Source organism: Actinoplanes sp. NPDC051537, from assembly GCF_055586105.1.
On the sequence record NZ_JBVJIU010000017.1, the window covers coordinates 168687 to 192437 of the forward strand.

25 protein-coding genes are annotated in these 23751 nt (G+C 71.4%); 8 read left to right on the top strand and 17 right to left on the bottom strand.

Going from position 1 to position 23751, the window contains the following annotated elements; translation table 11 throughout:
• Position 1 precedes the first annotated feature (1 nt).
• Together ACZ6TB_RS35970 and ACZ6TB_RS35975 are read left to right on the top strand one after the other, a co-directional pair.
• Positions 2-496 (top strand): hypothetical protein, encoded by a 495-nt coding sequence (locus tag ACZ6TB_RS35970; RefSeq protein WP_465562219.1) that lies wholly within the window; start codon positions 2-4, stop codon positions 494-496.
• Positions 497-801: 305 nt separating this feature from the next.
• Positions 802-1260 carry an RDD family protein gene (locus tag ACZ6TB_RS35975; protein WP_465562221.1) on the top strand — a complete coding sequence of 153 codons (459 nt, stop codon included), beginning with the start codon at positions 802-804 and terminating at the stop codon, positions 1258-1260.
• Here the strand turns inward: ACZ6TB_RS35975 and ACZ6TB_RS35980 are convergent.
• From ACZ6TB_RS35980 to ACZ6TB_RS36050, 15 genes are all read right to left on the bottom strand, one after another.
• Positions 1257-1841, bottom strand: a complete 585-nt coding sequence (locus tag ACZ6TB_RS35980; RefSeq protein WP_465562222.1) for a TetR/AcrR family transcriptional regulator — start codon at positions 1839-1841, stop codon at positions 1257-1259. The two genes, ACZ6TB_RS35975 and ACZ6TB_RS35980, sit on opposite strands and share 4 nt — an antisense overlap.
• A 22-nt stretch (positions 1842-1863) precedes the next feature.
• On the bottom strand, positions 1864-2532 hold the full coding sequence (locus ACZ6TB_RS35985; protein WP_465562223.1) for a hemerythrin domain-containing protein: 669 nt from the start codon (positions 2530-2532) through the stop codon (positions 1864-1866).
• A gap of 37 nt (positions 2533-2569) precedes the next feature.
• A complete protein-coding gene (gene lepB / locus ACZ6TB_RS35990) occupies positions 2570-3100 on the bottom strand; it encodes a signal peptidase I (RefSeq protein WP_465562225.1) in 531 nt (176 codons plus the stop codon).
• Positions 3101-3135: 35 nt separating this feature from the next.
• Positions 3136-3510 (bottom strand): VOC family protein, encoded by a 375-nt coding sequence (locus ACZ6TB_RS35995; protein ID WP_465562226.1) that lies wholly within the window; start codon positions 3508-3510, stop codon positions 3136-3138.
• A gap of 153 nt (positions 3511-3663) precedes the next feature.
• Positions 3664-4488, bottom strand: coding sequence for a class II glutamine amidotransferase (locus ACZ6TB_RS36000; protein ID WP_465562228.1), 825 nt, complete (start codon positions 4486-4488; stop codon positions 3664-3666).
• A gap of 2 nt (positions 4489-4490) precedes the next feature.
• Positions 4491-6383 (bottom strand): phage holin family protein, encoded by a 1893-nt coding sequence (locus tag ACZ6TB_RS36005; protein ID WP_465562230.1) that lies wholly within the window; start codon positions 6381-6383, stop codon positions 4491-4493.
• Positions 6380-6943, bottom strand: coding sequence for an HdeD family acid-resistance protein (locus ACZ6TB_RS36010; RefSeq protein WP_465562231.1), 564 nt, complete (start codon positions 6941-6943; stop codon positions 6380-6382). The genes ACZ6TB_RS36005 and ACZ6TB_RS36010 overlap by 4 nt, the downstream gene beginning before the upstream one ends.
• An 83-nt stretch (positions 6944-7026) precedes the next feature.
• A complete protein-coding gene (locus ACZ6TB_RS36015; protein WP_465562233.1) occupies positions 7027-9639 on the bottom strand; it encodes a winged helix-turn-helix domain-containing protein in 2613 nt (870 codons plus the stop codon).
• Between the two features lie 517 nt (positions 9640-10156).
• Positions 10157-10441, bottom strand: coding sequence for an SHOCT domain-containing protein (locus ACZ6TB_RS36020; protein ID WP_465562234.1), 285 nt, complete (start codon positions 10439-10441; stop codon positions 10157-10159).
• Between the two features lies 1 nt (position 10442).
• On the bottom strand, positions 10443-10889 hold the full coding sequence (locus ACZ6TB_RS36025) for a DUF6325 family protein (RefSeq protein ID WP_465562235.1): 447 nt from the start codon (positions 10887-10889) through the stop codon (positions 10443-10445).
• A gap of 12 nt (positions 10890-10901) precedes the next feature.
• Complete coding sequence (locus ACZ6TB_RS36030; RefSeq protein WP_465562237.1) at positions 10902-11306, bottom strand: DUF6325 family protein; 405 nt, start codon at positions 11304-11306, stop codon at positions 10902-10904.
• A gap of 23 nt (positions 11307-11329) precedes the next feature.
• Positions 11330-12751, bottom strand: coding sequence for an MFS transporter (locus tag ACZ6TB_RS36035; protein WP_465562238.1), 1422 nt, complete (start codon positions 12749-12751; stop codon positions 11330-11332).
• Positions 12748-14211, bottom strand: a complete 1464-nt coding sequence (locus ACZ6TB_RS36040; protein ID WP_465562240.1) for an alpha-amylase — start codon at positions 14209-14211, stop codon at positions 12748-12750. Before ACZ6TB_RS36040 ends, ACZ6TB_RS36035 begins: the two co-directional genes overlap by 4 nt.
• Complete coding sequence (locus ACZ6TB_RS36045) at positions 14208-16919, bottom strand: MGH1-like glycoside hydrolase domain-containing protein (RefSeq protein WP_465562242.1); 2712 nt, start codon at positions 16917-16919, stop codon at positions 14208-14210. Before ACZ6TB_RS36045 ends, ACZ6TB_RS36040 begins: the two co-directional genes overlap by 4 nt.
• Before the next feature lie 99 nt (positions 16920-17018).
• Positions 17019-17528, bottom strand: coding sequence for a DUF1269 domain-containing protein (locus ACZ6TB_RS36050; protein ID WP_465562243.1), 510 nt, complete (start codon positions 17526-17528; stop codon positions 17019-17021).
• Positions 17529-17734: 206 nt separating this feature from the next.
• On the opposite strand from ACZ6TB_RS36050, the gene ACZ6TB_RS36055 reads away from it, so the two are divergent.
• Positions 17735-19126, top strand: coding sequence for a hypothetical protein (locus tag ACZ6TB_RS36055; RefSeq protein ID WP_465562245.1), 1392 nt, complete (start codon positions 17735-17737; stop codon positions 19124-19126).
• A gap of 2 nt (positions 19127-19128) precedes the next feature.
• On the top strand, positions 19129-19329 hold the full coding sequence (locus ACZ6TB_RS36060; RefSeq protein WP_465562247.1) for a hypothetical protein: 201 nt from the start codon (positions 19129-19131) through the stop codon (positions 19327-19329).
• Positions 19330-19334: 5 nt separating this feature from the next.
• On the opposite strand, the gene ACZ6TB_RS36065 is transcribed toward ACZ6TB_RS36060, so the two are convergent.
• A complete protein-coding gene (locus ACZ6TB_RS36065) occupies positions 19335-20717 on the bottom strand; it encodes a DUF2252 domain-containing protein (RefSeq protein ID WP_465562249.1) in 1383 nt (460 codons plus the stop codon).
• Positions 20718-20890: 173 nt separating this feature from the next.
• Between ACZ6TB_RS36065 and ACZ6TB_RS36070 the strand changes: the two genes are divergently transcribed.
• The 4 genes from ACZ6TB_RS36070 (at position 20891) to ACZ6TB_RS36085 (ending at position 23425) form a co-directional block, all read left to right on the top strand.
• Positions 20891-21115: a hypothetical protein gene (locus ACZ6TB_RS36070; RefSeq protein ID WP_465562251.1), complete on the top strand. Its 225-nt coding sequence runs from the start codon at positions 20891-20893 to the stop codon at positions 21113-21115.
• The gene (locus ACZ6TB_RS36075) at positions 21112-21864 is read left to right on the top strand and encodes a potassium channel family protein (RefSeq protein WP_465562253.1); all 753 of its coding nucleotides are present in this window, start codon (positions 21112-21114) and stop codon (positions 21862-21864) included. Before ACZ6TB_RS36070 ends, ACZ6TB_RS36075 begins: the two co-directional genes overlap by 4 nt.
• 3 nt (positions 21865-21867) lie before the next feature.
• Positions 21868-22311, top strand: a complete 444-nt coding sequence (locus ACZ6TB_RS36080; protein ID WP_465562255.1) for a DUF7144 family membrane protein — start codon at positions 21868-21870, stop codon at positions 22309-22311.
• A gap of 64 nt (positions 22312-22375) precedes the next feature.
• Complete coding sequence (locus ACZ6TB_RS36085) at positions 22376-23425, top strand: AI-2E family transporter (protein ID WP_465562257.1); 1050 nt, start codon at positions 22376-22378, stop codon at positions 23423-23425.
• Here ACZ6TB_RS36085 and ACZ6TB_RS36090 read toward each other — a convergent pair.
• Positions 23391-23726, bottom strand: a complete 336-nt coding sequence (locus ACZ6TB_RS36090) for a carboxymuconolactone decarboxylase family protein (protein ID WP_465562259.1) — start codon at positions 23724-23726, stop codon at positions 23391-23393. The genes ACZ6TB_RS36085 and ACZ6TB_RS36090 overlap by 35 nt on opposite strands.
• Positions 23727-23751: the final 25 nt, after the last annotated feature.

Consider the following 23751-nt stretch of genomic DNA (forward strand, 5'->3'; position numbering starts at 1 on the left):
CATGTCGTTCACCGACCGGCTGCGGATCCGCCTGACGCACGACACCGCCGAGGGCACCGCGGCCGGCATCTACGGCGTCATCGTCGGCTCGGCGGTGCTGGTGACCGCGCACGCCGACGCCGCGTACAAGCTCGACATCATCGTGATCGTCACGCTGATCATCTACTGGGCGGCCGAGCGCTACGCCCGGATCGTGGCCGAGCGGATCCACGAGGGGCACCGGCCGGCCTGGCGCACCGTCCGCCGGCAGCTCACCAGCGGCTGGGAGATCATGAGCGCCTCGCTGCTGCCGCTGGTCGTGCTGCTGCTCACGCGCGGCCTCGGCGCCAAGCTGAGCACCGCGATCCTGGCCGCGCTGATCACCAGCACGGTGCTGCTCGGCCTGGCCGGCTGGCGGATGGGCGCCCGCCTGCATCCGCACGAGCGGGTCGTCTCCACCGTGGTCGCCGCCATGTTCGGGGTCGTGATGATCGTCCTGAAGATCTTGCTGCACTGAGTGTCGTTCTGGCGGTCGTTCTCGCTGTCATTCTCGCGGGATGAGGCGGGTGCGGCCGTCCCCGGCGGACCCTCGACCGATAAGGAGGTGTGGCCATGTTCGGATCTCGCAGAGTGGCCCGGCGCACCGCCCGCCGCACGGCACGCCGGGTCGACCGGCGTCGCCGTTAGAGCCGGCGCCACGGGGGCACGGCCGGGGTCGTCCACCCGGGCCGTGCCCCTTCCCCGCCGCAAGGAGGCGACCGTGACGACCACGTTCCCCACGCTGCCGGTGGCCGAGGCCCCGGTGCCCGTCGCCGTGGTCGCATGAGCGCCACCGCGGCCGACCGGCCGGCGACCCTGCGCGAGGCGCCGGCCGCCTTCGCCGGCGCGGTCAGCCGCACCATCGCGTACGTGCTGGATGCCCTTCTCGTCTCGATCGCCTCGGCCGGCACCGCCACCGCGATGAGCATGATCGCCTCGGTGATCGGCACCGAGGCCCGCGACCTGGCCCGCACCCTGACCGCGGCCTTCCTGATCGGCCTGCCCGCGGTGTTCGCCCTCTACTGCACGGCGTTCTGGGGCCTGACCGGCCGAACCCCCGGCATGTACCTGGTCGGCGTCCGCGTGGTCAACATGTCCCGCAACCGGGTGCGCTGGTGGCCCGCCCTGCTCCGCGGGGTCCTGCTGGCCTACTTCCCGATCGGCTCGCTCTGGCTGCTGGTCGACCGCCGGCACCAGGCCATCCACGACAAGCTGGCCCGCACCCTGGTGGTCCGCGCCTAGGCGCTCACCGCGCGCAGCAGCTCGTCGGCCGCGCGGCGGGTGCGCTCCGGCGTCAGGTCGAACTGCGACAGCAGGCTCTTCAGGAACCCGATCACCAGCACGGCCGCCGCGTCCGGGTCGAGGTCGGCGCGGAACTGGCCGCCGTCGCGGCCGGCCTCGAAGAGCGGCCGCAGGAAACCGGCCCACGCCGTGTCGTTGGCCAGCAGCGTCGCCCGCAGCTCCGGGTCGCGGCCGGCCCGGGCGTAGAGCTCGTTGAGCACCACGAACTCGGCGGGGTCGGCCTCGAACCGGCCCAGCACGTGGTCGAGGTGCGCGGTCAGCACCGCCCTCGGGTCGCGCTCGGGGCCGTTCGGCGGCACCCGGTCGAGGCCGCCGACGATGCGCTGGACCACGGCGGCGACCAGCGCCTCCTTGGTCGGGAAGTAGTAGTGCAGCGTGGCGATGTTGATGCCGGCCTGGGCGGCGACGTCGCGGACGCGCAGGCCCTCGAAGCCGAGCGTGGCGATCGCCTGCTGGGCCGCCTCGACGATCTGCGCGCGGCGCTGCTCGCCGTCGGCGCCCGCGCGCCTGCCTGCCGGCATCGGGCCCTCCCCTGTCGGTCGGTCAGATGCTCCCACGTCCCTCCAGCGCGGCGCGGAACCGGGCGTAGCGCGGCGCGCCGACGAAGCGCCAGATCAGCCCGGCCGGCCCGGGCATGTGCTTGCGCAGCCAGGCGGCGCCGCCGTCGGGCTGCGCGGCGAGGATCGGACCGAGCATGTTCCAGGCCTGGCCCTTCGGCGTGGCGTGGCGGCCGTGCTCGCCGAACCACTTCTCCTCGCGCCGGGTGACGACGTGCTCGATGACCGGGACGATCGTCGCCTCCTCGTCGGGGAAATGGGCGGCGAGGGCGGCGGAGACGCCCTCGAGGGCGGCGAGGATCGGAACGGCGCCGGCCGGCGCGGCCGAGGCGCGCCAGGCCGGCAAAGCGGCGTCGAGGTCCTCCAGGTGTACGAGCATCGCGGCGTGCTGGGCCTTCATCCGTTCCACGTGCAGGAAGCAGGCCGGCGCCCGCTGATCGATCATGTCCCAGAGGCGCGAGTCCTCGCCCTCGTGGTGGGCGTGCAGCGCGTTCGAGATCAGGTGCAGCTGGGTGGCGACGACCGCGGCGTGCTCGAGGTCGCCCGCCCGGACGCCGCCGACGAGGGCGGATGCCTCGCCGAACGACGTCCGGAGCATGCGGTGGATCTCGATCATCCCGCTGGCGTCGCAGGTCTTGGGTCCGTCAAGGTTCACGGACCCAGCTTATCAATCAAGTGCTTGATTGACGAACTCACGCATCGTCGACGACCGCGAACACCGACGAGGCCGCGATCGGGCCGAGACACCGGGAGTCGTTCGACGCGATGCGGTGGTCGCCGGCGACGAACACGCTGCCCTCCGGCACGGCCACCGGCCCGAAGCGGCGCGCCAGGCACGAGCCGGGACTCGGCTTCTCGTCGAGCGGGCCGTCCTCGGCCACGTACGGCTCGTCGATCGCGGCGCCGTCCACGGTCACCTTGCCGCCGGTGCAGCAGGCGACGGTCTCGCCGCCGATGGCGACGACCCGCTTGAGCATCGGCCCGTCCGTCACCGTCCAGTTCCCGGGCGGGTGGAACAGCACGACGTCACCACGCTTCGCGCGGTAGCCGGCGACCCGGCGCGCGGCAATGACCTGGCCGGGCTTGATCCCGGGTTCCATGCTGCCGCCGCCCTGCGTGAACTTTTCGACCGGCCCGGCCGACGACGGCCCGACCCACGACGCGCCGCCCGACGCGTTGCCGCCGCACCCGCCCGCGAGGGCGAGCACGACGACCACGATCATTGATGACAGTCTTTTCACGCGCCGATCCTGGCAGATCAGACGTACGGCCGGGTGAGCACCTCGATCGCGTGGCCCGACGGGTCCTTGAAGTAGACCCCGCGACCTCCGTGCTCATGGTTGATCTCACCGGGCCGGCGCATCTGCGGATCGGCCCAGTGCACGACGTTCCACTCGAGCAGGCGCGCGTACGCCCGGTCGAACAGCTCGTCGTCGACCAGGAACGCGTAGTGCTGCATCTGGATCTCGACCGGCGGCTCGGCGAACTGGAGCAGCACGCCGTCCCCGAGCTGGACATTGGTGAACACACCCCACGACGGCGCCGCCGGCACTTCGAGGAGCTCGCGGTAGAACCGAGCCGACTCCTCGCGATCCCGCGACGCGACGATGGTGTGGTTGAAGCTGACGGGCATGGAGCGAACCTCAATTCCGAAAAGGCGACGATGGGCTTCCGGGCAACAGATGCCAGGGAGGCCCACGCGCCAGATCGGCCGGGCGGCTCAGTCGTCCACCGGGTCACCGATCCGTGCGTGGCGTATAGCCGGTCCGGTTCACAGCACAGAACCCTATCGCGGCGTGAAGCTCCCCAGCTCGTCGGCGCCCTTCTGGATGACGCCGTAGCTGGACTCCGGCACCGGCTGCCAGGCGCCCTGCAGCTCGCCCAGCGGCTCGGAGACGATCAGGCGGGTCTCCTCGGAGAGGCCCTGGATCAGCGCGAAGTCGGGGTGCAGGGCCCGCAGCGCGTTGAGCTCGGTGCTGAAGAACAACGTCCGGCTCTTGCCCTCGCTCGAATAGCGGAAGGCCCACACCCGGTCGCCGTCGGTGGTGCCGACCGTCATCTGCAGCGGCGCGGTGACGCCGTGCGCCTTCGCGGTCTGCTCGACGAGGCCGGCCATCCGCTCGACCGCGCGCACCGGGTCCTCACGCAGGCCGAAGGTGAGCGCGAGGTAGAACATCACCTCCGAGTCGGTGGAGCCGGAGATGCTCGGGTACAGCTCGGGGTCGACCGCCAGGATCAGGTCGCGCTTCAGCTCCCGGAAATTGTGGATCGCTCCGTTGTGGCACCACAGCCATCGCCCGTACCGGAACGGATGGCAGTTGCTCTGCTGCACGGGGGTGCCGGTGCTGGCCCGGATGTGCGCGAGGAACAGGCCGGAGCGGGTGACCCGGGCCAGCTCGCGCAGGTTGACGTCGCCCCAGGCCGGGCCCACGCCGCGGAACAGGGCGGGCACGTCGTCGGCGCCGTACCAGCCGACCCCGACGCCGTCGCCGTTGGTGGTCTCGACGCCGAGCCGCGAGTGCATGCTCTGGTCGATCAGCGAGAACCGGGGCTTGTAGAGGAGCTCGTCCAGCGAGATGGGTGTTCCGGAATACGCCAGCCATCGACACATAGCTATCTCCCAGAGATTTCGGCGAGCCACCGCTTGAGCTGCGCGTGCACGGCGTCGGCGCTCGACAGTTCCACGGCGATTTCCCAGGTACGGGGATGAATGAGCACCGGCCGGTCCTGCCAGCCGCCGAGACCGCCGTGGCAGCCGACCAGCTCCTCGAAGGCCGCCACCTCGCCGGTGACCGGGTCGTGCAGGCTGTTCACGAGGATGTCGGGGGTGTGCTCGAGGCGGTCGTGGCGGCGCAGGTCGCTCGCCGCGTGCGGGCCGAAGGCGGCGAGCGGGTCGTCCCCCTCGACGTGGTCGTCGTCGAGCCGGCGGCGGCCGCCGGCGCCGAGCACGACCGGCCCGTCCGACTCCGAGCGCACCATCACCCAGCCGACCCCGGGGTGGGTGGCGATCCGGTCGACGAGGCCGGGGTGGTGCTTCTCGATCACTTCGCAGGTGAGCCGCCCGGGAAGCCGTGGCAGGTAGACCAGCCCGAGGTTGCCCGACGCGACGACCACGAACTCGGGCGTGTCGACCTTTCCGGCGGAGGACGACTCGGGCGTCGGCATCAGGCTCGCGCGCAGGGTGGACGCCCGCCCGGCCTGCTCGTCGTCCGAGGTGGACAGCACCGACCCGCCCCGCACGAGGTCCTCCAGCCCGATCCCGTACCGCTGCCGGAACGTCGCTCCCTGACTCTGGCCATGGTCGGAGAGCACCACGAACTCGTACGGCCGGGGCGCCGCCGCCGCGACCTCCTCGAGGTTGGCCAGCACCGAGTCGATCCCCTCGAGCGCCGCGAGCGACTCCGGCCGGGCCGGCCCGGCATGGTGCGCGATCTCGTCGTAGTCGACGAAGTCGCAGTAGATCGACGGCGTCCCCCGCATCAGGTGCTCGGCCAGCACCGTCACGTTGAGGTGCCGCAGCAGCACGTTCGTCACGCCCCGCAACAGCACGTAGGACGGCTCGCGCTTGATCCGCGGCTCGACCCGGTGCAGCCGCTGCCGGCGTGCCTGGTAGAGCTCCTTGACGATCTCCCCCACGGTCAGGACCAGTGAGCGGGTCAGACCGAACGGATCCAGCAGGTACGTGCTGAGGTAGTGGGCCGGCCCACGACCCGAGCGCGCGGTGCTCATCGTCAGCAGGCTGGTCGGCGCGTCCCCGGAGAAGACGTTGGACAGCGAGACACCGCCGTCGGCCAGCAGGCCGTTGCCGTCGCTGAGCCGGGTCTCGACCAGCGCCGCGTCGGCCGGCTGGTTGGTGACCACGAGGCGGCCGTTCTCCTTCTCGTACCACCGGAAGGCCGGCACCCGGTCGCTCGCGCCGTGCAGCAGCCCGGCCTGGCTGGCCGGCGTCGTCGCCGGCAGCTGCGCGTGCCACTCGGTGAGCAGGTGGCTCCCGGTGCGCAGCCAGCGGCCGAGCGTGGGCAGGTTGCCGGTGTCGAGCGCCCAGCGGGCCAGCGGCGCCGAGAGCCCGTCGATCTGCACGAAGACCACGCCCGGCACGTCGCTGCGCGGGACCTTGCCGCGGAACCGGCGGTTGACCCACAGCAGGTGCCGGGTGACCGCGTCGGTGCGGCCGGCGGTCACCACCCAGAGCGCGACGCTGACGATGGCCGCGTAGATCCAGGACGCCCAGAACGCGCTCCAGAAGTCATGGACGTGGATGCCGGGCACCAGGAGCAGGGCCACGTAGACCAGCGCCGCCTGGGCGAACAGCCATCCGGCCACCACCCCGATCCAGCCGATCCAGGTCATCAGGCGGGCCACGAGGGGGCGTACGGCCACCCCGAAGAGGCCGAGCAGCACCGCCCCCGCCAGCACCGACCAGGCGGAGTCGGCGGTGATGCCAGGCAGCAGCCAGATGGTGAGGGCGAGCGCCGCCCAGCCGACGAGAGGGACCGCGAGGATCATGCCGCGCGACGAACCACGAAGGCGAGGCCGACCTCGGCGGCGCCGACCACGATGCTGCTGATGCCGGTCAGCACGACCAGCGTGGCGAGCGAGAGGCCGGGCGCGAAGACGAACACGCCGCCGGCGATCAGCGAGATGACGCCGAGGATGATCAGCCCGACCCGTTCGGTGCCCTCGCGCTGGAGCCCGGCGATCAGCGCGGTGAGCCCGCTGAGGATCCAGGTGATCGCGAACAGCAGGGCCAGCAGGGCGAGGCGGGTCACCACGTTGCGCAGGCAGATGACGCCGGCGATCAGCACAATGATGCCGACGATCCCGGACAGCACGTTGCGCACGATGCTGCCGCTGGGCAGGAACGCGCCGATGATGCGGGCGCAGCCGGCGATGAACAGCCAGATGCCGGCGAGCGCGGCCATGATGCGCAGCGAGATGTCCGGCCAGGCCAGCACGGCGATGCCGAACACGACGCCGAGCAGGCCGGTGATCAGCAGGCTCCACCAGGGAAAGTTCTGGGAGCGGACCTCGGCGGCGACGCCGTGCCACTCGCGGGTCTCGGTCATGCCGCCAGCATCGGCGACGGCGGGCCGCCCGGCCTCATCCCCGGGGGATGTCTCGTGCACCCAGAACGATCACCGCGGACCGATCACAGCAGGCCGAGCTGGCGCGCCCGGACCACCGCCTCCCGCCGGCGGGCCGCACCGAGCTTGCGGTAGATCGACCGCATGTGCGCCTTCACCGTGTTGATCGAGATGTTGAGGTTGGCCGCGATCTCCCCGGCGGTGAGCACCGTGGGCAGGTAGCGCAGCACGTCGCGCTCCCGCTCGCTGAGCGCGTCGGCGGCTCCCTCGACGATGTTCGTCTCGGCCCGGGGCACGGTCCGCTCCTCGACCCAGCGCCGGCGGTCGAGCAGCACGGCCAGCCGCCGCTGGTCGAACTTGCGGAACGGCCGGCGGATGTCCTCGCGGTCGGCGGCGGCCACCGCCTGCGACAACGCGTCGATCGAGCGGTTGCCGTGCCCCTCGGCGTCGGCCGCGAACGCGGTGGCGAGCCAGGCGGTGACGGCGGCGATGTGGTCGGCGCCGCCGCGGACCCGGGCCAGCAGCCGCTCGGCCGCCGCGTGCTCACCCATCGCCAGGTAGGCGCGGGCCAGCACGACCTGCTCGGACGGGGAGAGGATGCCGCGGGTGGCGGGCGGCTCGTAGCGGGCCACCACGTCGCGGTAGAAGCCGGTGGCCAGGTCGGCCTCCGACAGCGTGAGCCGCAGCCAGCGGTCGAGCACCGGCGACACCAGGCCGGGCGGCATCTCGTCGCGGGACTGCCGCAGCAGCGAGCGGCAGGCGGTCGGCTCGCCCGAGGCGAGCAGGATCTGGGCGCGTACGAGAACGGCCAGCACCGACTGCACGGCGGCCGGCTCGTCGCCGCCCGCGTGCAGTCCCTGGCGCAGGCACTCGTGGGCCTCGGCGATCCGGTCCCGCTCGATCTCGATCAGCGCGCGGACCAGGTAGGACATCGCGCCCTGCGACGAGGTCTCGAAGCCTTCCCGGCGGGCCAGGTCGAGGGCGGCGTTCGCGAACTCGTCGGCCTCGTGCAGCGAGCCCTGCAGGTAGACCAGCAGCGCGAGGTGGGTGAGCGCGCTGATCTCGGGGACCGCCGCGCCGACGCTGCGGGCCGCCGTCGACGCCGCCCACAGGTAGCGGTCGGCGTGGTCGGCCCGGTCCAGCCAGAGCAGGCCGGCGCCCTTCTCGTTGAGCGCCACGGCCCGGTACTGCAGCAGCGAGGGCAGCTGGTCGAGGCGGAACGCGGTGAGCCGCTTGAGCGTGTCGGACGACATCGCGACCAGCTCCGCCATCGCGCCGCGGCGCCAGTGCAAGATGCCGGCCTCCATGAGCCGCAGCGTCATGTCGGTGGCCGGCGAGATGGCGGACCGGTCGGCGGCGAGCGTGCGGGCCAGCCGCAGCATGCTCGCGACCCCGGACCGGTCGCCGGCGGCGTAGCGCACCGCGACGCCGCAGAGGGCCAGCTCCGGGGAGACCGCGTACTGGTCGGCCGGGATCTGCAGGAGCAGCTCGACGAACGGGAGGCGGGCCTGCGACAGCACCCGGACCATGGCCCGCTCGACGGCGAGCCGGCCCGCGTAGTGCCAGTCCCGGGCCGCGATCGCGTGCCGCAGCGCGTCGATGGTGAGCTGCTCGCGGGCGTACCACTGGGCGGCGAGCAGGTTGAGCTCGGGCTCGGCGCCGGGACGGTCGAGGTCGAGCTCGTGCCGCAGGGCGTCGCGCAGCAGCGGGTGGTAGCGGAACCAGCCGGGCCGGTTCTCGTCGCGGGTGACGAAGGCGTTCGCGGTCTCCAGCCGTTCGAGCAGGCGACGGCTGTGCGACTCGCCGGTGAGCGCGTCGGCGAGGGCGCCGTTCACCCCCTCGGTGACGCTGGTGCGCACCAGGAACTGGCGCATCTTGGCCGGCAATCCGGACACGACCTCGCGCAGCAGGTAGTCGGTGACGGCCCGGACCTCGCCGTTCTCCACGGCCCCGTGCTCGGCCAGCGTCTCGCCGAGCAGCTGGAGGCCGACGACCCAGCCCTCGGTGCGGCCGACCAGTCCGGTCAGCTCGTCGACGGGCAGCCGCTGGCGGAGCACGACCGGCAGCTCGGCCGCCTCGGGCGCGCGGAAGGCGAGGTGGCGGGCCCGGATCTCGGTGAGGTCGCCGGCGGCCCGGAAGCGGTGCAGCGGCAGGCTCGGCTCGCTGCGCCCGACCAGCACCAGCCGCAGCGCCGGCGGCGGGTTGTGCAGCACCTCGGCCAGCCCGCCGACCACCCGCCGGTCGTCGACCTCGTGGAAGTCGTCGAGCACGACCACCACGGGCGAGGCCAGCGCGTCGAGGCCGCCGATCACCTGCCGCACGGTGGTCCGGTCGCCGAGCTCGGCATGTTCCAGCGGGTTGCCGCAGGGCAGGGCGCCGGCCATCCGCAGCGCCATCACGAAATCGGACCAGAACGCGCGGGGGTCGTTGTGCTGCGGGCCGAGGGTGAGCCAGGCGATCGGGCCGGAACCGGCCCGCGCCTCGGCCCAGCCGGCGACCAGGGTGCTCTTGCCCCAGCCCGGCCCGGCGCAGACCAGGGTCACCGCCCGGCGCACCCCGGCGTCCAGCATCTCGGCCAACCGGCCACGCTGGACCAGAGGCTGACGTATCGCCGGGCGGCCGAGCCTGCCGCGGATGGCCGCGTCGCCCGGTGGTTTGGTCTTCTCGGTGTGTCTCACTCAGTAACCACCCCCGCGGTTGTACCGCCGGCGGCATTACCTCCTCGCTACGGGCACCCGCATCTGCCCGCGAGGTAGCTGCCCGGACGGCAACGCCCGCACGGGCGTGCCACGAACGGCCGGCGCCCGGTGGCCGCTGTTTCGCGGACACGGCCGTGGGCGCCGGAGCCGAAACTCCGGGCGACGACGATCACTTTCACGCACTGCCACCCACGCCGCCGATTCGTCGCGGTCCTCATAGGAATGACCGAGACTCGCGGGTGACGGAGAGTGATGCCGTCGTACTTGTCATGCGTCCCCGCGCAAAGCCCAACACAGAATGCAGCCGAAACGCAACATCGAGCATGGGGTGATCTCACGCATCGGCCCAGGTTGGCCCATCCGGCCGGGTCCGGTTCATCCCGCCGGCGTGCGGCGCGGGGCCGACACGGCGGGTGATGGCACGGCGGGTGACGGCACGGACGACGGCCGCCGATGGTCTCCCACCATCGGCGGCCGGCGCCATTTCACCCCCGGATCAAGTACCGAGAATCTTGGCCTTCTGCTGCTGGAACTCCTGCTCGCTCAGCACGCCCTGGGTCTTGAGCTCGCCCAGCTGCTTGAGCGCGTCCAGCTTCGACTGCATGTCGTCGGCCGGAGAGGGCTCGGGCTGAGCCGCCTGCTGCTGCTCGTACTGCTCGGCCTGCTCCTGCTCGGACTGGGCGGCCCAGCGCCCGGCCTGTCGCCGGGAGACCCGGTTGGAGACGGCGGTGGCCGTGCCCGCGATCACCGCGGTGCGGGCCACTCCTCGGAGAAGTCCCATCTCAGCTCCTCGCGTAGTTGGGCTCGGACGCGTCCAGCGCCGCCAGCAGGGACTGCACCGGGATCCGGCCGCCGGCGATGACCTGGCCGCCGGCCCGCCGCACGCTGATCGCGAACGGCGCGGCCCAGACGTTCTCGTACACGATCAGCGCCGCGGCGCTCCCGGGCGCCAGCACCTGGGCCGCGTCCTCGAGGTCGTCGCCGCCGAGCATGCCGGAGGCCGCGCCCTGGAACAGGGCCAGCCCGTCGTCGATCTGCTCGCCGATCATCTCGCTGACCTTGCCGTCCTCCGTCTTGCGCAGGAACCGCAGGTCGAGGACCCGGATGATGCCGCGGTCGACGAGGCTCACGATGTGCGGCAGCCCCTCGCCGGGATGACTGCCCGGCGGGAACTCGATGCAGAGGTAGTCGACCGGTCCCATCTCCTGGAGGTCTTCAAGATCGTCCATGTGGGCTCCCTTTCACGTTCCGCCCACGGCTGCGAGGGCGTTCGGGATGTGCATGAGGGCGAGGACGGTGCCGTCGGTCGACGCCACCTCGCTGGCGAGGTCGTTCACCCACAGGTGCTCGACCAGTACGGCGAGAGCGTCTGTCTGCTCATCGACGAGCTCGCCGACCTCGTCGATGTCGGTCTCGGTGATCAAGCCGGTGGCCAGGCGGCGGAGCGAAGGATCGCCGCCGAGTCCGGTCAGCTCACTGAGCTCGACCGGGCAGGCGCCGCCCACCGCGTCGGTCCGGACGACCAGGACGTCCACCACCCGCATGCCGGATGCGCCGTCCAGTCGTTCGAGAGTGGCCAGGACGCCGTCGTTGAGTCGTGCCGCGGGAAAGGACAGGACGATGAGCTCCAGCGGACCCAGTGCCATGGAACTCAGCATGCGCGCGCCGGTCAGGCCGCCGCCTCACCCGTGACGGATGAGAGGGGCGGGGGTCGTTTCGGGAGGAACGCCGCGGCCAGCAGGCCGAGCAGGGAGATGCCGGCGAGCAGGACGAGGGCGACCGCGAACGGGGTTCCCAGGCGCTGCCCCTGGGCGGCCACCAGGATCGAGCCGGCGATCGCCACGCCCAGCGACGAGCCGAGGTTGGAGAGGCTGCGGGACAGCCCGGAGATGTCCGCCTGGTCCTCGTCGCCGAACGCGGACTGCACGACGTTGACCGACGCGGTCAGCATCACGCCGACGCCGAAGCCCATCAGGAACAGGCCCGGGATGAACGTCCAGACCGCCGAGTCCTCGCGGACCAGCGCCGGCACCAGGATCATGCCGATCGTGGTGAGCACGAAGCCGCCCCGCACCAGCAGGGCCTGCGGGCGGCGGCTCGCCATCCGGCCGGCGACGGCCGAGGCCAGCAGCACGCCGACGGTCGCCGGGGTGAGCAGCAGTCCGGTGTGGATCGCGTCGTAGTGCCGGACCTGCTGGATGTAGACCGAGATCACGAAGAACGAGCCCTGCATGATCAGCCACTGGATGAGCTGGGTGGACAGGCCGAGGTTCGAGGTCTTGTTGCGGAACAGCCGGGGCGAGATCAGCGGCTCGCGTCCGGCGCGCTCGCGGGTGGCCAGGTAGCGCAGGAAGTACAGCAGCACGGCCAGGCCGGCGAGCACCGGCAGGAAGACCTGCCAGGAGATCATCCCGTACGAGGAGGAGAACAGGATGCCGCCGACGACCAGGAACAGGCCGCCGGCCGACAGCACCGCTCCGCCGTAGTCGAAGCGTGGCGGCCGCGCGGTCCGGGCCGGTTCGTGGATCTTGCGGCCGAGCGCGAGGATCAGCACGACCACGGCGAACTGGAGCAGGAACGAGGCCCGCCAGCCGAGCCAGCTGGTGACCAGGCCGCCGATCAGCGGGCCGGAGGCCGAGCCGAGCCCGGCCGCCCCGCTGACGATGCCGAAGTACTTGCCGCGGGTGGCCATGTCGTCGAAGGCGACCGTGATCAGGATGTAGATGGGCGGGATCATCAGGGCCGAGCCGATGCCCTCCAGCAGCGAGTAGCCGATCAGCATCAGGGGCAGGCCCTGGGCGAACGAGGCGATCAGCGCCCCGGCGCCGTAGATGACCATGCCGAGGTTGAAGCAGCGCTTGCGTCCCCAGATGTCGGACAGCTTGCTGCCCGGGATCATCAGGGCGGCCATGGTCAGCGTGAAGAACGTGATGGTGGTCTGGATGCCGGCCACCGTGGTGCCGATGTCGTCGGCGATGGTGGTGATCGCGACGTTCATGTTGCTGGCCGCATAGCTCGCGATGAACTGCGCGAGCGCGAGCGGCAGCACCATGGCACGGGCCGCGGAGGCCGTCGACCTCGTCGCGGTCATGACGTCGTGACCGCCAGCAGGTGCTGTCCCCAGGGCGGCAGGTCGACGTAGAGACCCTCCTCGGAGAGCCGGTCGCGCTCGAAGACCCGGCCGTCGAGCAGGTCGACCAGCCGGCTGTGCCCGGCCAGGTCGGGCCAGGGCAGCGCGATCCGGCCCTGGGCCGGATGATCGGAGAGGTTCACCGCGACCACGTGGTGCGGGGTCCGGTCGTACCAGGCCCAGGCGAGCACGTCGTCGTGGGTCGGGTTGTCGGCCCAGCCGCCGACGTCGAGCACCCGCCAGTCGCCGCGCCGCATCCCGCCGACCACGGCCAGCAGCCGCCGGTAGAAGGCCGCCAGGTTCTCGTCGGCCGGCTCGTCCGGGAAGCGGCCGAGGAAGACCGGCAGGTGCACGTGCCGGCCCTCGAACTCGCCGTCGTGCCAGAGAGTGGCGCCCGGCAGGGTCGCGATCGCCACGGCGGCGGCCCGGTCGCGGCCGCCGGGCAGCGCCTCGGCCGCCCGCGGCTCGTCGTGGTTCTCGATGAACCGGATGAGCTTGTCCTGGTAGTCGCGGCCGGCCGAGAGGTGCCCGCGGACCGAGGCGGCGCTCTCGTGCGCGAGCCGGTCGTAGAGCCGCTTGTCGTAGCAGAAGTCGAAGCCCTGCTGCTGCAGCGTCCACTCCATGTCCCAGTACGCCTCGGCGATCAGCACCACGCCCGGATGGCTCTGCCGCAGCGCGCCGATCACCTGCGGCCAGAACTCCTGCTCCGGCGCCGGTCCGACGTGCGCGCCCCAGGTGCGGGCGAACACGTCGTTGGTCAGCAGCATCGCCATGTCGCAGCGGACGCCGTCGCACTGGGCGGCGATGTCGCCGAGCGCCCGCGCGGTCGCCGCGCGCAGCCCCGGGTCGAACGCGTTGAGCTGGGCGACGTCGGGCCAGGCCGGGAAGTACGGGTCGCGGCCGTGGGCGAGGATGCGCCCGGCCGCCCGGAACCAGCCGTCCGGATCCTTGGCCTCGTCGGCGTCGTCGCCGGCCACGAACCAGGACGGCTCCTCGACGATCGCCGGGTGGTCGGGCGCCACGTGGTTGGGCACGTAGTCGAGCACCAGCCGCACACCGCGGCGGGCGAGCTCGGCCCGGGCGGTGGCCAGCGCGGCCGGGCCGCCGAGGTGCTCGTCCACCCGGTAGCGCCGCACGCAGTAGGGCGACCCGACCAGGTCGGCGGGCCTGAGGTCGGGCAGCGCCTGGTGGAACGAGCGTTGCAGGTCCTCGTTGGCGCGGGCCACGACCAGGCCGGCCGAGCTGCGCTCCCAGACCCCCATGAGCCACACCGCGTCGGCGCCGGGCGGGATCGTCTCGTCCCAGACCTCGGCCGGCACGTCGGCGAGCGTCACCGGGTGGCCCCGCTTCGCGGCGACCCCGGTGAGCCAGGGCCAGGTGTCGATCTCGTAGATCACGGGCGCGGTCGGCCAGCCGGTCATCGCCGTTCCTCCTCCTCGATCGACCGGAAGACGCCGGTCATGCCGTCGGCCAGCAGCGCCGGCCCGGAGAGGCGGGCGAACAGCGCCGGGAAGACCGCGACCAGCCCGGTCCAGCCGGTCTGGTGGCTGGCGCCCAACCCGGCGCCGTTGTCGCCGTGGAAGTACTCGTTGAAGGTGATCAGATCCCGCCAGTTCGGGGTGGCGAAGACATCGGTCCCGCCGTAGCACGGCCGCCGGCCGTCCGGTCCCGGCAGGAAGATCCCGGTCAGCCGGCCGGAGATCTCCCGGGCCACCTCGAACAGGTTCATCCGCACCCCGGAACCGGTCGGGCACTCGACGGTGAAGTCGTCGCCGTAGCCGGCGTACAGGTTGAGCAGGGCCCGGATCATCAGGGCGTTGACCGGGAACCAGATCGGCCCGCGCCAGTTGGAGTTGCCGCCGAACATCCCGCTGTTCGACTCGGCCGGCGCGTAGTCCACCCGGTACTGCTGGCCACCGACGTCGAACTCGAACGGGTTGGCGCCGTGGAACTTCGAGACGCTTCTGATCCCGTACGGGCTGAGGAACTCCTCCTCGTCGAGCAGGCGCGCCAGGATCCGCCGCAGCCGCTCCTCGTCGAACAGGGCGAGCAGGTGGCTGCCCGGCCGCCCGGTGAACCGGCCCTCGGGCAACGCGTGCCGCACGCTCGGGTGCGCGTCGAGGAACGCGTTCGCGTCGTCGATGATCTGCGGGTAGCGCGAGCTCACCGCCGGATCGAAAACGGTCGCCGCGGCGAGCGGCAGCAGCCCGACCATCGAGCGCACCTTGAGCCGCACCGCTCCCCCGTCCGGCAACCGCAGCAGGTCGTAGAAGAACCCGTCGTCCTCGTCCCACATCGACGCCCGGCCCGGGTGGTTGACCGCGGCCGCGATCCAGGCGAAGTGCTCGACGTAGGTCTGCGCCTGCTCGACGTAGGTGTCGTCGTCCTGGGCCAGCTCGAGCGCGATCTGGAGCATGTTCTGGCAGTAGAGCGCCATCCACGCGGTGCCGTCGGCCTGGTCCAGGTGACCGCCGGTGGGCATCGGCGCCGACCGGTCGAACACTCCGATGTTGTCGAGGCCGAGGAAGCCGCCCTGGAACACGTTGTTGCCGTCGGCGTCCTTGCGGTTGACCCACCAGGTGAAGTTCTTGGCCAGCCGGTGGAAGGCGGTGGCCAGCCAGTCCCGGTCGCCGGACCCGCCGCGGCGGGACTTGTCCAGCTCGTAGACGAGATAGGTGGCCCAGGCGTGCACCGGCGGGTTGACGTCGGAGAAGTTCCACTCGTACGCCGGAATCTGTCCGTTGGGATGCAGATAGCGGCGGCTCAGCAGCAGGTCGAGCTGGCTCTTGGCGAACCCGAGGTCGATGAGGCTGAACGCGACCGTGTGGAAGGCGAGGTCCCAGGCGGCGAACCACGGGTACTCCCAGGCGTCCGGCATCGAGATGATGTCGTCGGCCACCAGGTGGTACCAGCGCCCGTTGCGGATGTCGCCGGCGTCGAGCGGGTCGAGACCGTGCCCGGTCAGCCACTTCTCCACGTCGTACCCGAAGTACTGCTTGCTCCACAGCATGCCGGCCAGCGCCTGCCGCGCCACCTGCCGTTCCGGGTCGCTCAGGCCCGACGGCAGCCGCTCCTGATAGAACTCGTCAGCCTCCCGGCGGCGCTGCTCGACGGTCTCCTCGAAGATCGGGCCCAGCCGGTCGCGGACCGCCTCGGGCGGCACCGGCTCGTCGGTCAGCCGCAGCCGCACCACGCCCGATTCGCCCGCGGCCAGCTCGAGGGTGATGTCGGCGGCCGCCTTGGTGCCGGTCAGCGCGGGGTTGACCGCCTCCTTCTCGCCGTCCACCACGAACCGGCCGATGCCGTCCTTCACGTACGGCGAGACGTTGGGCCCGCCGCCGAAGCGCTCCTCGTTGGTCTCGTTGTCGGTGAACAGCACCGGGTGGTCGCCGTGCACCAGCAGCCAGCGCCGGCCCAGCCCGGGATGGCGCGCCTCGACCAGCGCGGCGCCGTCGACGCCGGGCATCTGGAACAGGCCGGGCCGCCCGTCCGGCGTGCCGTTCCACGTGTTGCGGAACCACAGCGTCGGCAGCAGGTGCAGGGTGGCCGGGTCGGGGCCGCGGTTGGTCACGGTGACCCGGCACAGGATGTCGTCGGTGCCGGCCTTCGCGTACTCGACCTGGACGTCGAAGTAGCGCTCCTCGTCGAGGACCCCGGTGTCCAGCAGCTCGTACTCGAACTGGTCCCGCCCCCGGCCGCGGTTGGTCTGCACGAGGTCGTTGTACGGGTACTCGGCCTGCGGATATTTGTAGAGCATCCGCATGTACGAGTGGGTGGGCGTCCCGTCGACGTAGAAGTAGTACTCCTTGACGTCCTCGCCGTGGTTGCCCTCGGAGTTGGTGACCCCGAAGAAGCGTTCCTTGAGGATCGGGTCGCGGCCGTTCCACATGGCCAGGGCCAGGCAGAGCTGCTGGTGCTCGTCGCTGAAGCCGGCGATGCCGTCCTCGCCCCACCGGTACGCCCGGGATCGCGCCTGGTCGTGGCTGAGATAGTTCCAGGCGTCGCCGCCCGGGCTGTAGTCCTCCCGCACCGAGCCCCACTGCCGCTCGCTGAGGTAGGGACCCCACCGCCGCCAGGGGGCAGCCGACGTGTCGGCGTCGCTCAGACGCTGCTGTTCCGCGCTCGTCATGGCCCTCATGTTTCGCGCGGCACTCCAACGTCACGTCATTCGACGGGGATGAGAAAGCCCCCGGCGCTGGGCGCGCCGGGGGTCTCGTCCGCGCGGGTCTCAGCGGCCCGTCTGCTGCGGCTCGCCGGTCCCGTGCAGCGCGTCCTGCAGCTGGGCCTCGGCCTCCTTGGACAGCGAGGACTTGAGCACCGTGCCGCCGTACTGCTTGAGGGCGTCGACGGCCTTGTCCGGGGTGACGGCCTCGACGATGAGGAACAGCGCCGACGTGCCGGGCTGGACCAGATCGCGTACCTGCTCCTGGAACTCCTTGTTGATCGCGCCCTTGGTGAACTTGCCCATCAGCGCGCCCAGGCCGGCGCCGACCGCCATGCCGATCACCGGGATGAAGAACAGCAGACCGAACAGCAGGCCCCAGAACATGCCCCAGGTGGCGCCGCCACCGACCGCGTGGTGGTTGGTCGTCACGTGGTACTTGCCCTCGGTGTCCCGCCGGATGACCGCGATGGCGTCGGGCTGGATGATCAGGTCCTTCGCGAGACGTTCGGCCTCCAGCCCCGCCGACGTCGCCGTGGTCTCGTCGGGGTATCCGATGGCGACCAGAGTTGACATGGTTACGTCCCTTCGTGTTCGTACGTGACGCTCAGTCAGTCACACCCGGGCGGCCGCTTCCTCATACCAGGGGAATGAACCGGCAAGATCCGCCGCGAGACCGCCCGGATCACCGCGGACCGTTCATTCGCACCGGATGGTGCGCCGTCCGCCGCGGTCGGCGAGCGTCGGTCTGCACCCGTGCGCCACGGTGAGGGGAGCAGGCGATGACCTCGGACGCGGACGTACGCCCGCACGACGAAATGGATCCCGAAGAGCTGGCGCGGCTGCGGGCGGAGGTCTCCGTCCTCCAGACCCGGCTCGACGATCGCCGGCGGCGGCAGTTCGCCCTGCTGGCGCTGCGCCGGGTGGCCGCCGCCGTCTTCATCATGATCACCGCGTTCGCGCTGGTCGCCAGCGTGGTCGGGGTGTGGGCCGCGACCACGGTGCTGAGCACCGACCGGTGGGTGTCGACGGTGGCGCCGCTGCCGAAGGACCCGCAGATCGCGGCGGCGGTGGCCGAATATTCGACCGCGCAGCTGTTCGGCGCGCTCGACGTGCAGCAGCGGATCGAGAACGTGCTGCCGCAGCAGGCCGCCTTCGTGGCCGGCCCGATCACCGCGCAGCTGCGCACCCAGATCCGCAACACGGTCGTCAACGTCATGCAGAGCGACCAGTTCCAGAAGATCTGGGTGGAGCTCAACCGGCGCGTGCACGACCGCGTGATGACCATCGTCGACGGCCGGAGCCAGGTGATCACCGCCGGCGACGAGAGCGTGCAGATCGACCTGCTGCCACTGATCAACCAGGTCCTGCGCGACCTGAGCGCGCAGCTGCCGACGCTGTTCGGCCGGCAGATCACGCTGCCGGACCTGTCCAGCGGCGCGATTCCCGACAATTTGCGGGTACGGGTGGAGGACGCGATCGGCGTTTCGCTGCCGGCCAACTTCGCGCAGTTCACCGTCTACGACAACGGGCAGCTCAAGGCCGTACAGGAGTCGGTGGCGGCGGCGAAGCGCTACCTCGCGCTGTTCGTGACCGGCACGGTCGTGCTGCTGCTGATCGCCCTGGTCGTCTCGCCCTGGCGGCGGCGGACCCTGGTCCAGCTCGGGTTGTGGCTGGTGGTGGCCGCGGTGGCGGTCAGTGCCGTGCTGCGCGGGATCCGCGACCAGTTGCTGAACGAGGTGCCCGACGGGGTCTACCGCGACGGCGTCGCCGCGGCGGTTACCAGCGTGTTCAGCCTGCTGCGCACGCGTGGCACGCAGATCATCTGGATCGGCGCGATCCTGGCCGTGGTCTTCTACCTCGTCGGTCCCGGCCGCGGCGCCGTCTGGGTGCGCGACAAGGTGCGGGTCGGCGCGGTGGCGGCCGGCCGTGGCACCGCGCGCGGCGGCCGGTGGCTGGGCGCCAACTCGCCGGCCTGGATCGCGGCCCACCTCGACCTGCTGCGCATCGGCGGGCTGGTGGTGGCCGGCATCCTGGCGCTGGTGCTGTCGTCCTGGACGTCGCTGCTCATCGTGCTGATCGTGCTGGCCGTCTACGAGGTCGGGGTGACCCTGATCGCGCGATCACTCTCCCGTGATGAGGTGGCCCCGCCACCGGATCCGGCACCGTTATGAGCATGAAGGAACGGTACGAGATCCGGATCCACGGCCTGCTGGGGCCGCTGCTTCGCAGCCGGTTCAAGGACCTGGCCTGCGAGATCCTCCCCCGGCAGAGCACGATCCGCGGGAAGCTGTCGACCGAGGAGCTCGAGCGGCTGCTCGACCGGCTCGACAACGCCGGCGTCGAGGTGGTCTACCTCGACGCCGTCTCGGGCTAGCCGTCTCAGATGCCGGTCCGCGCCTCGACCCGGCCCTCCTTCACCGCGGCGGTCAGCGCGGCGTGGTCGCGCTCGGTCTGGTCGGCGTACAGCTCGGCGAAGTCGGCGATCGCGTTGTCGAACGCCTCGTCCTCACCCAGGTAGGCGGCGATCGCGATCCGGTCGCCGGTGCGGGCGTGGGCGCGGGCCAGCGTCCAGCCGCAGATCGTGGCGTAGGCGCGCAGGCCGACCGGGTCCATCGCCTCGACCAGCACCGCACCCTTCCAGTCGCGCAGCTGGCGCACGTAGAAGTCGCGGGTGCGGCCGTCGAAGCCGGGCGCCCGGTGCCAGCCCAGGAAGATGTCGCTGGCGGTCTGCATGAGCCGCTGCCCGGCGACCACCCGGCGGCCCTCATGGTCGTATTGCGGCTCGCCCGGCACGTGGGCGGCGACGACGGCCGGCCCGGCCTCCTTGACCTGCAGCAGCAGCGGGTCGTTGGCGTCGCGGCCGGCCAGCAGCACGATCCAGCAGCGGGTGCCGACGCTGCCCACGCCGACCACCTTGCGGGCCAGGTCGACGAACTCGTACCGGTCGAACAGGTGCCGCCGGTCGTCGGCAAGGCTTTCCCGGTAGCCGCCGAGCAGCTTCCGCAGGTCGGCGGCGAGCTCCTGCCACTCCATCTCGGGCAGCAGGTCGCGCACCGGCACGATCAGGGGCGGGTCGGCGGCGATCCGCCGCTCCCCGTCGACCTTGGTGGTGAGCTTCCGGTACGCCTGGAGGCTGTCGCGGGTCATCGCCTTCGCCTTGGTCTTTTCGATCTGCTTGCGGCGCGCCTTGTCGAGCTGGTCGCCGAGCATGGCCATCACGTCGTCCACGTCCGCCCGGACGTACCAGACGTCGAGGTCGCGCATGCCCGCGAACTCGGCCATCGCCCGCCGGTAGGTGGCCGCCATCGCCAGCGTGACGCCGCGGCGGGCCTTGCGGCCGAAGCCGTTCTCCCGGCCGGCCACGGCCAGACTCGCGGCCAGGCGCTTGACGTCCCACTCCCACGGCCCGGGGTAGGTCTCGTCGAAGTCGTTGATGTCGAAGACCAGCCGGCGCTCGGGCGACCCGAAGACGCCGAAGTTCATCAGGTGCGCGTCGCCGCAGAGCTGGACGGTCAGCCCGCTGTCCGGGCCGGCGGCGAGGTCGGCGGCCATCACGGCGGCGGCCCCGCGCAGGAAGGTGAACGGCGACAGGCCCATCCGGCCGTGCCGGATCGGCACCAGCTCCGGCAGGCGGTCGGCGTCCTGCTTCTGAAGGATCGCCACCGGGTCGCGCTTCGCGCTCCGGTAACCGGCGTGGCTCTCCGGCGGGACCCGTTTGCGGGCATCCCGGCCCTGTGCGGCGCGTGTCTCGGGATCGATCACGGCGTGCCTCCTCACTTTCTCCAGAGCACACCTTTTCCCCGGACCGGCCGCCTCATCTGCCCGGGGTGACGACGCAGGCCAGGGACAGGTCAAGTCTTGAAGGTCCAACCAACCGCGGCCGGCTCGGCGCGCATTGCACCGGACCTGGTCGAGACGACGCGGAAAGGATGGTCATGACCGCGACGAACTACCAGGTACGGGTCTCCGGCACGATCCCGAGCGAGCTGCTGGAGGAGTTGTCCGACATGACTATCTCGGTGGAGCCGCCGGAGACCGTCCTGTATGGAGAGCTTCCGGATCAGTCCGCGCTGTTCGGCCTGATCTCCCGGATGCACGGCATGGGCCTGCGGCTGATCGAGATCCGGCGGCTGCCGGGCGGCGACGGCGCCAATCCGTGAGGGTCCGGCGCCGGCGCACCCCGATCTGGTCGGCCGACAGCTACGGCCCGCTGATGCTGCTGATCGCCGTCACCTATGTGATCGGGACCGTCGCCAGCCAGCGGTGGACGATCTCGCTGCTGTTGTTCGCCCAGATCGGGACGGTCTGGTACGCGCTGCGGATCTCCCGGGCGCACACCAGCCTGCGCCTGCTGGCCGCGCTGATCTTCACGCTGTCGCTGATCGCCGGCGGGTGGAACCTCTTCACCCACGGGCGGGCGCTGATCGGGCTGGTCTTCTTCGCCGGCAGCGTCCTGTACCTGGTGGCGCCGCTCTCGATCCTCGGCGACCTCGGCCGCCGGCGGCACGTGGACCGTGAGCTCATGCTGGGGGCGCTGGCCACGTACCTGATGCTCGGCATGGCCTTTGCCTTCGCCTACCGGTGCATCGCCGCGTTCCAGACCGCGCCGTTCTACGGCCAGCAGGGCGACGGGACGCTGGCCGACGACCTGTTCTACAGCTTCGTCACGCTCACCACGACCGGCTACGGCGATCTCGTGCCGGCCGGCAACCCCGGCCGCACGCTCGCCGTGCTCGAGGCCCTGCTCGGCCAGCTGTTCCTGGTCACGGCCGTCGCGAAGGTCGTCAACGTGTGGAGCCCGAAGGGGTGGCGGGACAAATCTCATTCGCCCGGGATGGCCCCCGCCCCGCCGGAAGGGACGAGCGTGGCATCGACCGACCGTGACAACTCTCGCTCGAACGAGGAGTGAAGCATGTCCGAAACGCAAGCGAGGCCGGTGGCCTCCGACACCCACTACACACCGCGCCGTCCCCAGGCGACCGGCTGGGTCGGGTACGTGGTCTTCGCCGGCGTCATGCTCATGATGCTCGGCGGATTCCAGGCGATCCAGGGTCTCGTCGCCATCTTCCGCGACGACTACTACCTCGTCACCCGCAGCGGGCTGCTGCTCACCATGGACTTCACCGTCTGGGGCTGGGTTCACCTGATCCTCGGCCTGATCGCCGTGGGCACCGGCATCGGCGTCCTGGTCGGGCAGACCTGGGCCCGGGTCACCGGCATCATCATCGCGTCGCTGAGCGCGCTGGCCAACATCGCGTTCCTGCCCGCATACCCGATCTGGTCGACGATCGTCATCGCGCTCGACGTGCTCGCGATCTACGCGCTCGCCGTGCACGGCCGTGAGGTCCAGTACTGAGCGACCGCCGCGGGTCCGGCCGGCGTACGGGGTCCCGGGCGCCGGCCTGCCACGCGGTGTGATCGTGCTGCTCGGGACCGCCAGCCTCGTGATCGTGGTCGGCGGCATGCGGGTCACCGCCGACCTGCTGGGCCCGGTGTTCCTGGCTCTCATGCTGACCGTCACGATCAGCCCGATCGCGTTGTGGATGCGCCGCAAGGGCATGCCGCTGTGGCTCGCCATGATCGCCAACGTGCTGGTGGTCTACCTGCTGCTGGTCGCCCTCGGGGCGGCGATGGTCCTGTCGCTGGCCCGGCTGGTCGACCTGCTGCCGCAGTACCAGCAACAGTTCGACGACCTGCGGACCGACCTGACCAGCACGCTCGCCGGCCTGGGAGTCGACCAGAGTCAGGTGCTCGCGGCGCTGGAGAAGGCCACCAACCCGGCCCAGGTCGTCGACGTGATCGGCTGGGTCTTCGGGGGCATCACGGCGGCGCTGTCCAACACCGTGTTCCTGCTGGCCGTACTGCTGTTCATGTGCGTCGACGCGCTCGGCTACCCGGCCCGGCTCGCGGCCAGCGGCGCCCAGCGGCCGCAGGTGATCGGCGCGCTGCGCGAGTTCGCCCAGGGCACCCGCCGCTACCTGTGGGTGACCACGGTCTTCGGGCTGATCGTCGCGGTGATCGACACGCTCGTGCTGTGGGCGATGGGCATCCCGCTGCCGTTCCTCTGGGGGCTGCTCGCCTTCATCACCAACTACATCCCCAACATCGGCTTCGTCATCGGCGTGATCCCGCCGGCGCTTCTCGGCCTGCTCCAGGGCGGCGTCGAGCAGATGATCTGGGTCATCGTCCTGTACTGCGCCGTGAACTTCGTGATCCAGTCGATCATCCAGCCGAAGATCGTCGGGAACGCCGTCGGGCTGTCGGCCACGATCTCGTTCCTGTCACTGATCTTCTGGGCCTGGGTGCTGGGACCACTGGGCGCGCTGCTCGCCATCCCGCTGAGCCTGCTGGCGAAGGGGCTGCTGGTGGACATCGACCCCGCGACCCGCTGGATCAATCCCCTGCTGTCCGGCGGCAGCCCCCCGCCCGCGCCGGTCACCGATTCGCAAGCTCCCGCAAAGCCTGATTGATCTTGCCGGCGGCCGAGACGATCCGGGCGCTGCCGACCAGCGGCGCGAGCTCGATGAGGGTCGCCTCGATCGCCTCGGCCTTCATCCCGCCGCTGTCGGCGATGCCGAGGTGAATGAGGTACGACGCGGGCGCGGCGTCGAGCGCGACGAGCGCGGCGATCCGGACGAGCAGCGCGGTCTGCGGGTCGAGCCCGGCGTTCTGCAGGGCGCCCTCGGACTGCTTGGCCAGCGCCTCGAGCACCGGCCCGCCGCCCTGCGACAGCTCGCGCATCGCGTCGCCGAAATCCTGGTCCATGGACATGCGGCTTCCCCTTCGTGGTGGCCTT

Coding starts and splice junctions, on each gene's coding strand:
- ACZ6TB_RS35970 (WP_465562219.1), top strand. CDS start 2: ATGTCGTTCACCGACCGGCTGCGGATCCGCCTGACGCACGACACCGCC.
- ACZ6TB_RS35975 (WP_465562221.1), top strand. CDS start 802: ATGAGCGCCACCGCGGCCGACCGGCCGGCGACCCTGCGCGAGGCGCCG.
- ACZ6TB_RS35980 (WP_465562222.1), bottom strand. CDS start 1,841: ATGCCGGCAGGCAGGCGCGCGGGCGCCGACGGCGAGCAGCGCCGCGCG.
- lepB (WP_465562225.1), bottom strand. CDS start 3,100: ATGATCGTGGTCGTCGTGCTCGCCCTCGCGGGCGGGTGCGGCGGCAAC.
- ACZ6TB_RS35995 (WP_465562226.1), bottom strand. CDS start 3,510: ATGCCCGTCAGCTTCAACCACACCATCGTCGCGTCGCGGGATCGCGAG.
- ACZ6TB_RS36000 (WP_465562228.1), bottom strand. CDS start 4,488: ATGTGTCGATGGCTGGCGTATTCCGGAACACCCATCTCGCTGGACGAG.
- ACZ6TB_RS36005 (WP_465562230.1), bottom strand. CDS start 6,383: ATGATCCTCGCGGTCCCTCTCGTCGGCTGGGCGGCGCTCGCCCTCACC.
- ACZ6TB_RS36010 (WP_465562231.1), bottom strand. CDS start 6,943: ATGACCGAGACCCGCGAGTGGCACGGCGTCGCCGCCGAGGTCCGCTCC.
- ACZ6TB_RS36020 (WP_465562234.1), bottom strand. CDS start 10,441: ATGGGACTTCTCCGAGGAGTGGCCCGCACCGCGGTGATCGCGGGCACG.
- ACZ6TB_RS36025 (WP_465562235.1), bottom strand. CDS start 10,889: ATGGACGATCTTGAAGACCTCCAGGAGATGGGACCGGTCGACTACCTC.
- ACZ6TB_RS36030 (WP_465562237.1), bottom strand. CDS start 11,306: ATGGCACTGGGTCCGCTGGAGCTCATCGTCCTGTCCTTTCCCGCGGCA.
- ACZ6TB_RS36035 (WP_465562238.1), bottom strand. CDS start 12,751: ATGACCGCGACGAGGTCGACGGCCTCCGCGGCCCGTGCCATGGTGCTG.
- ACZ6TB_RS36040 (WP_465562240.1), bottom strand. CDS start 14,211: ATGACCGGCTGGCCGACCGCGCCCGTGATCTACGAGATCGACACCTGG.
- ACZ6TB_RS36045 (WP_465562242.1), bottom strand. CDS start 16,919: ATGACGAGCGCGGAACAGCAGCGTCTGAGCGACGCCGACACGTCGGCT.
- ACZ6TB_RS36050 (WP_465562243.1), bottom strand. CDS start 17,528: ATGTCAACTCTGGTCGCCATCGGATACCCCGACGAGACCACGGCGACG.
- ACZ6TB_RS36055 (WP_465562245.1), top strand. CDS start 17,735: ATGACCTCGGACGCGGACGTACGCCCGCACGACGAAATGGATCCCGAA.
- ACZ6TB_RS36060 (WP_465562247.1), top strand. CDS start 19,129: ATGAAGGAACGGTACGAGATCCGGATCCACGGCCTGCTGGGGCCGCTG.
- ACZ6TB_RS36070 (WP_465562251.1), top strand. CDS start 20,891: ATGACCGCGACGAACTACCAGGTACGGGTCTCCGGCACGATCCCGAGC.
- ACZ6TB_RS36080 (WP_465562255.1), top strand. CDS start 21,868: ATGTCCGAAACGCAAGCGAGGCCGGTGGCCTCCGACACCCACTACACA.
- ACZ6TB_RS36090 (WP_465562259.1), bottom strand. CDS start 23,726: ATGTCCATGGACCAGGATTTCGGCGACGCGATGCGCGAGCTGTCGCAG.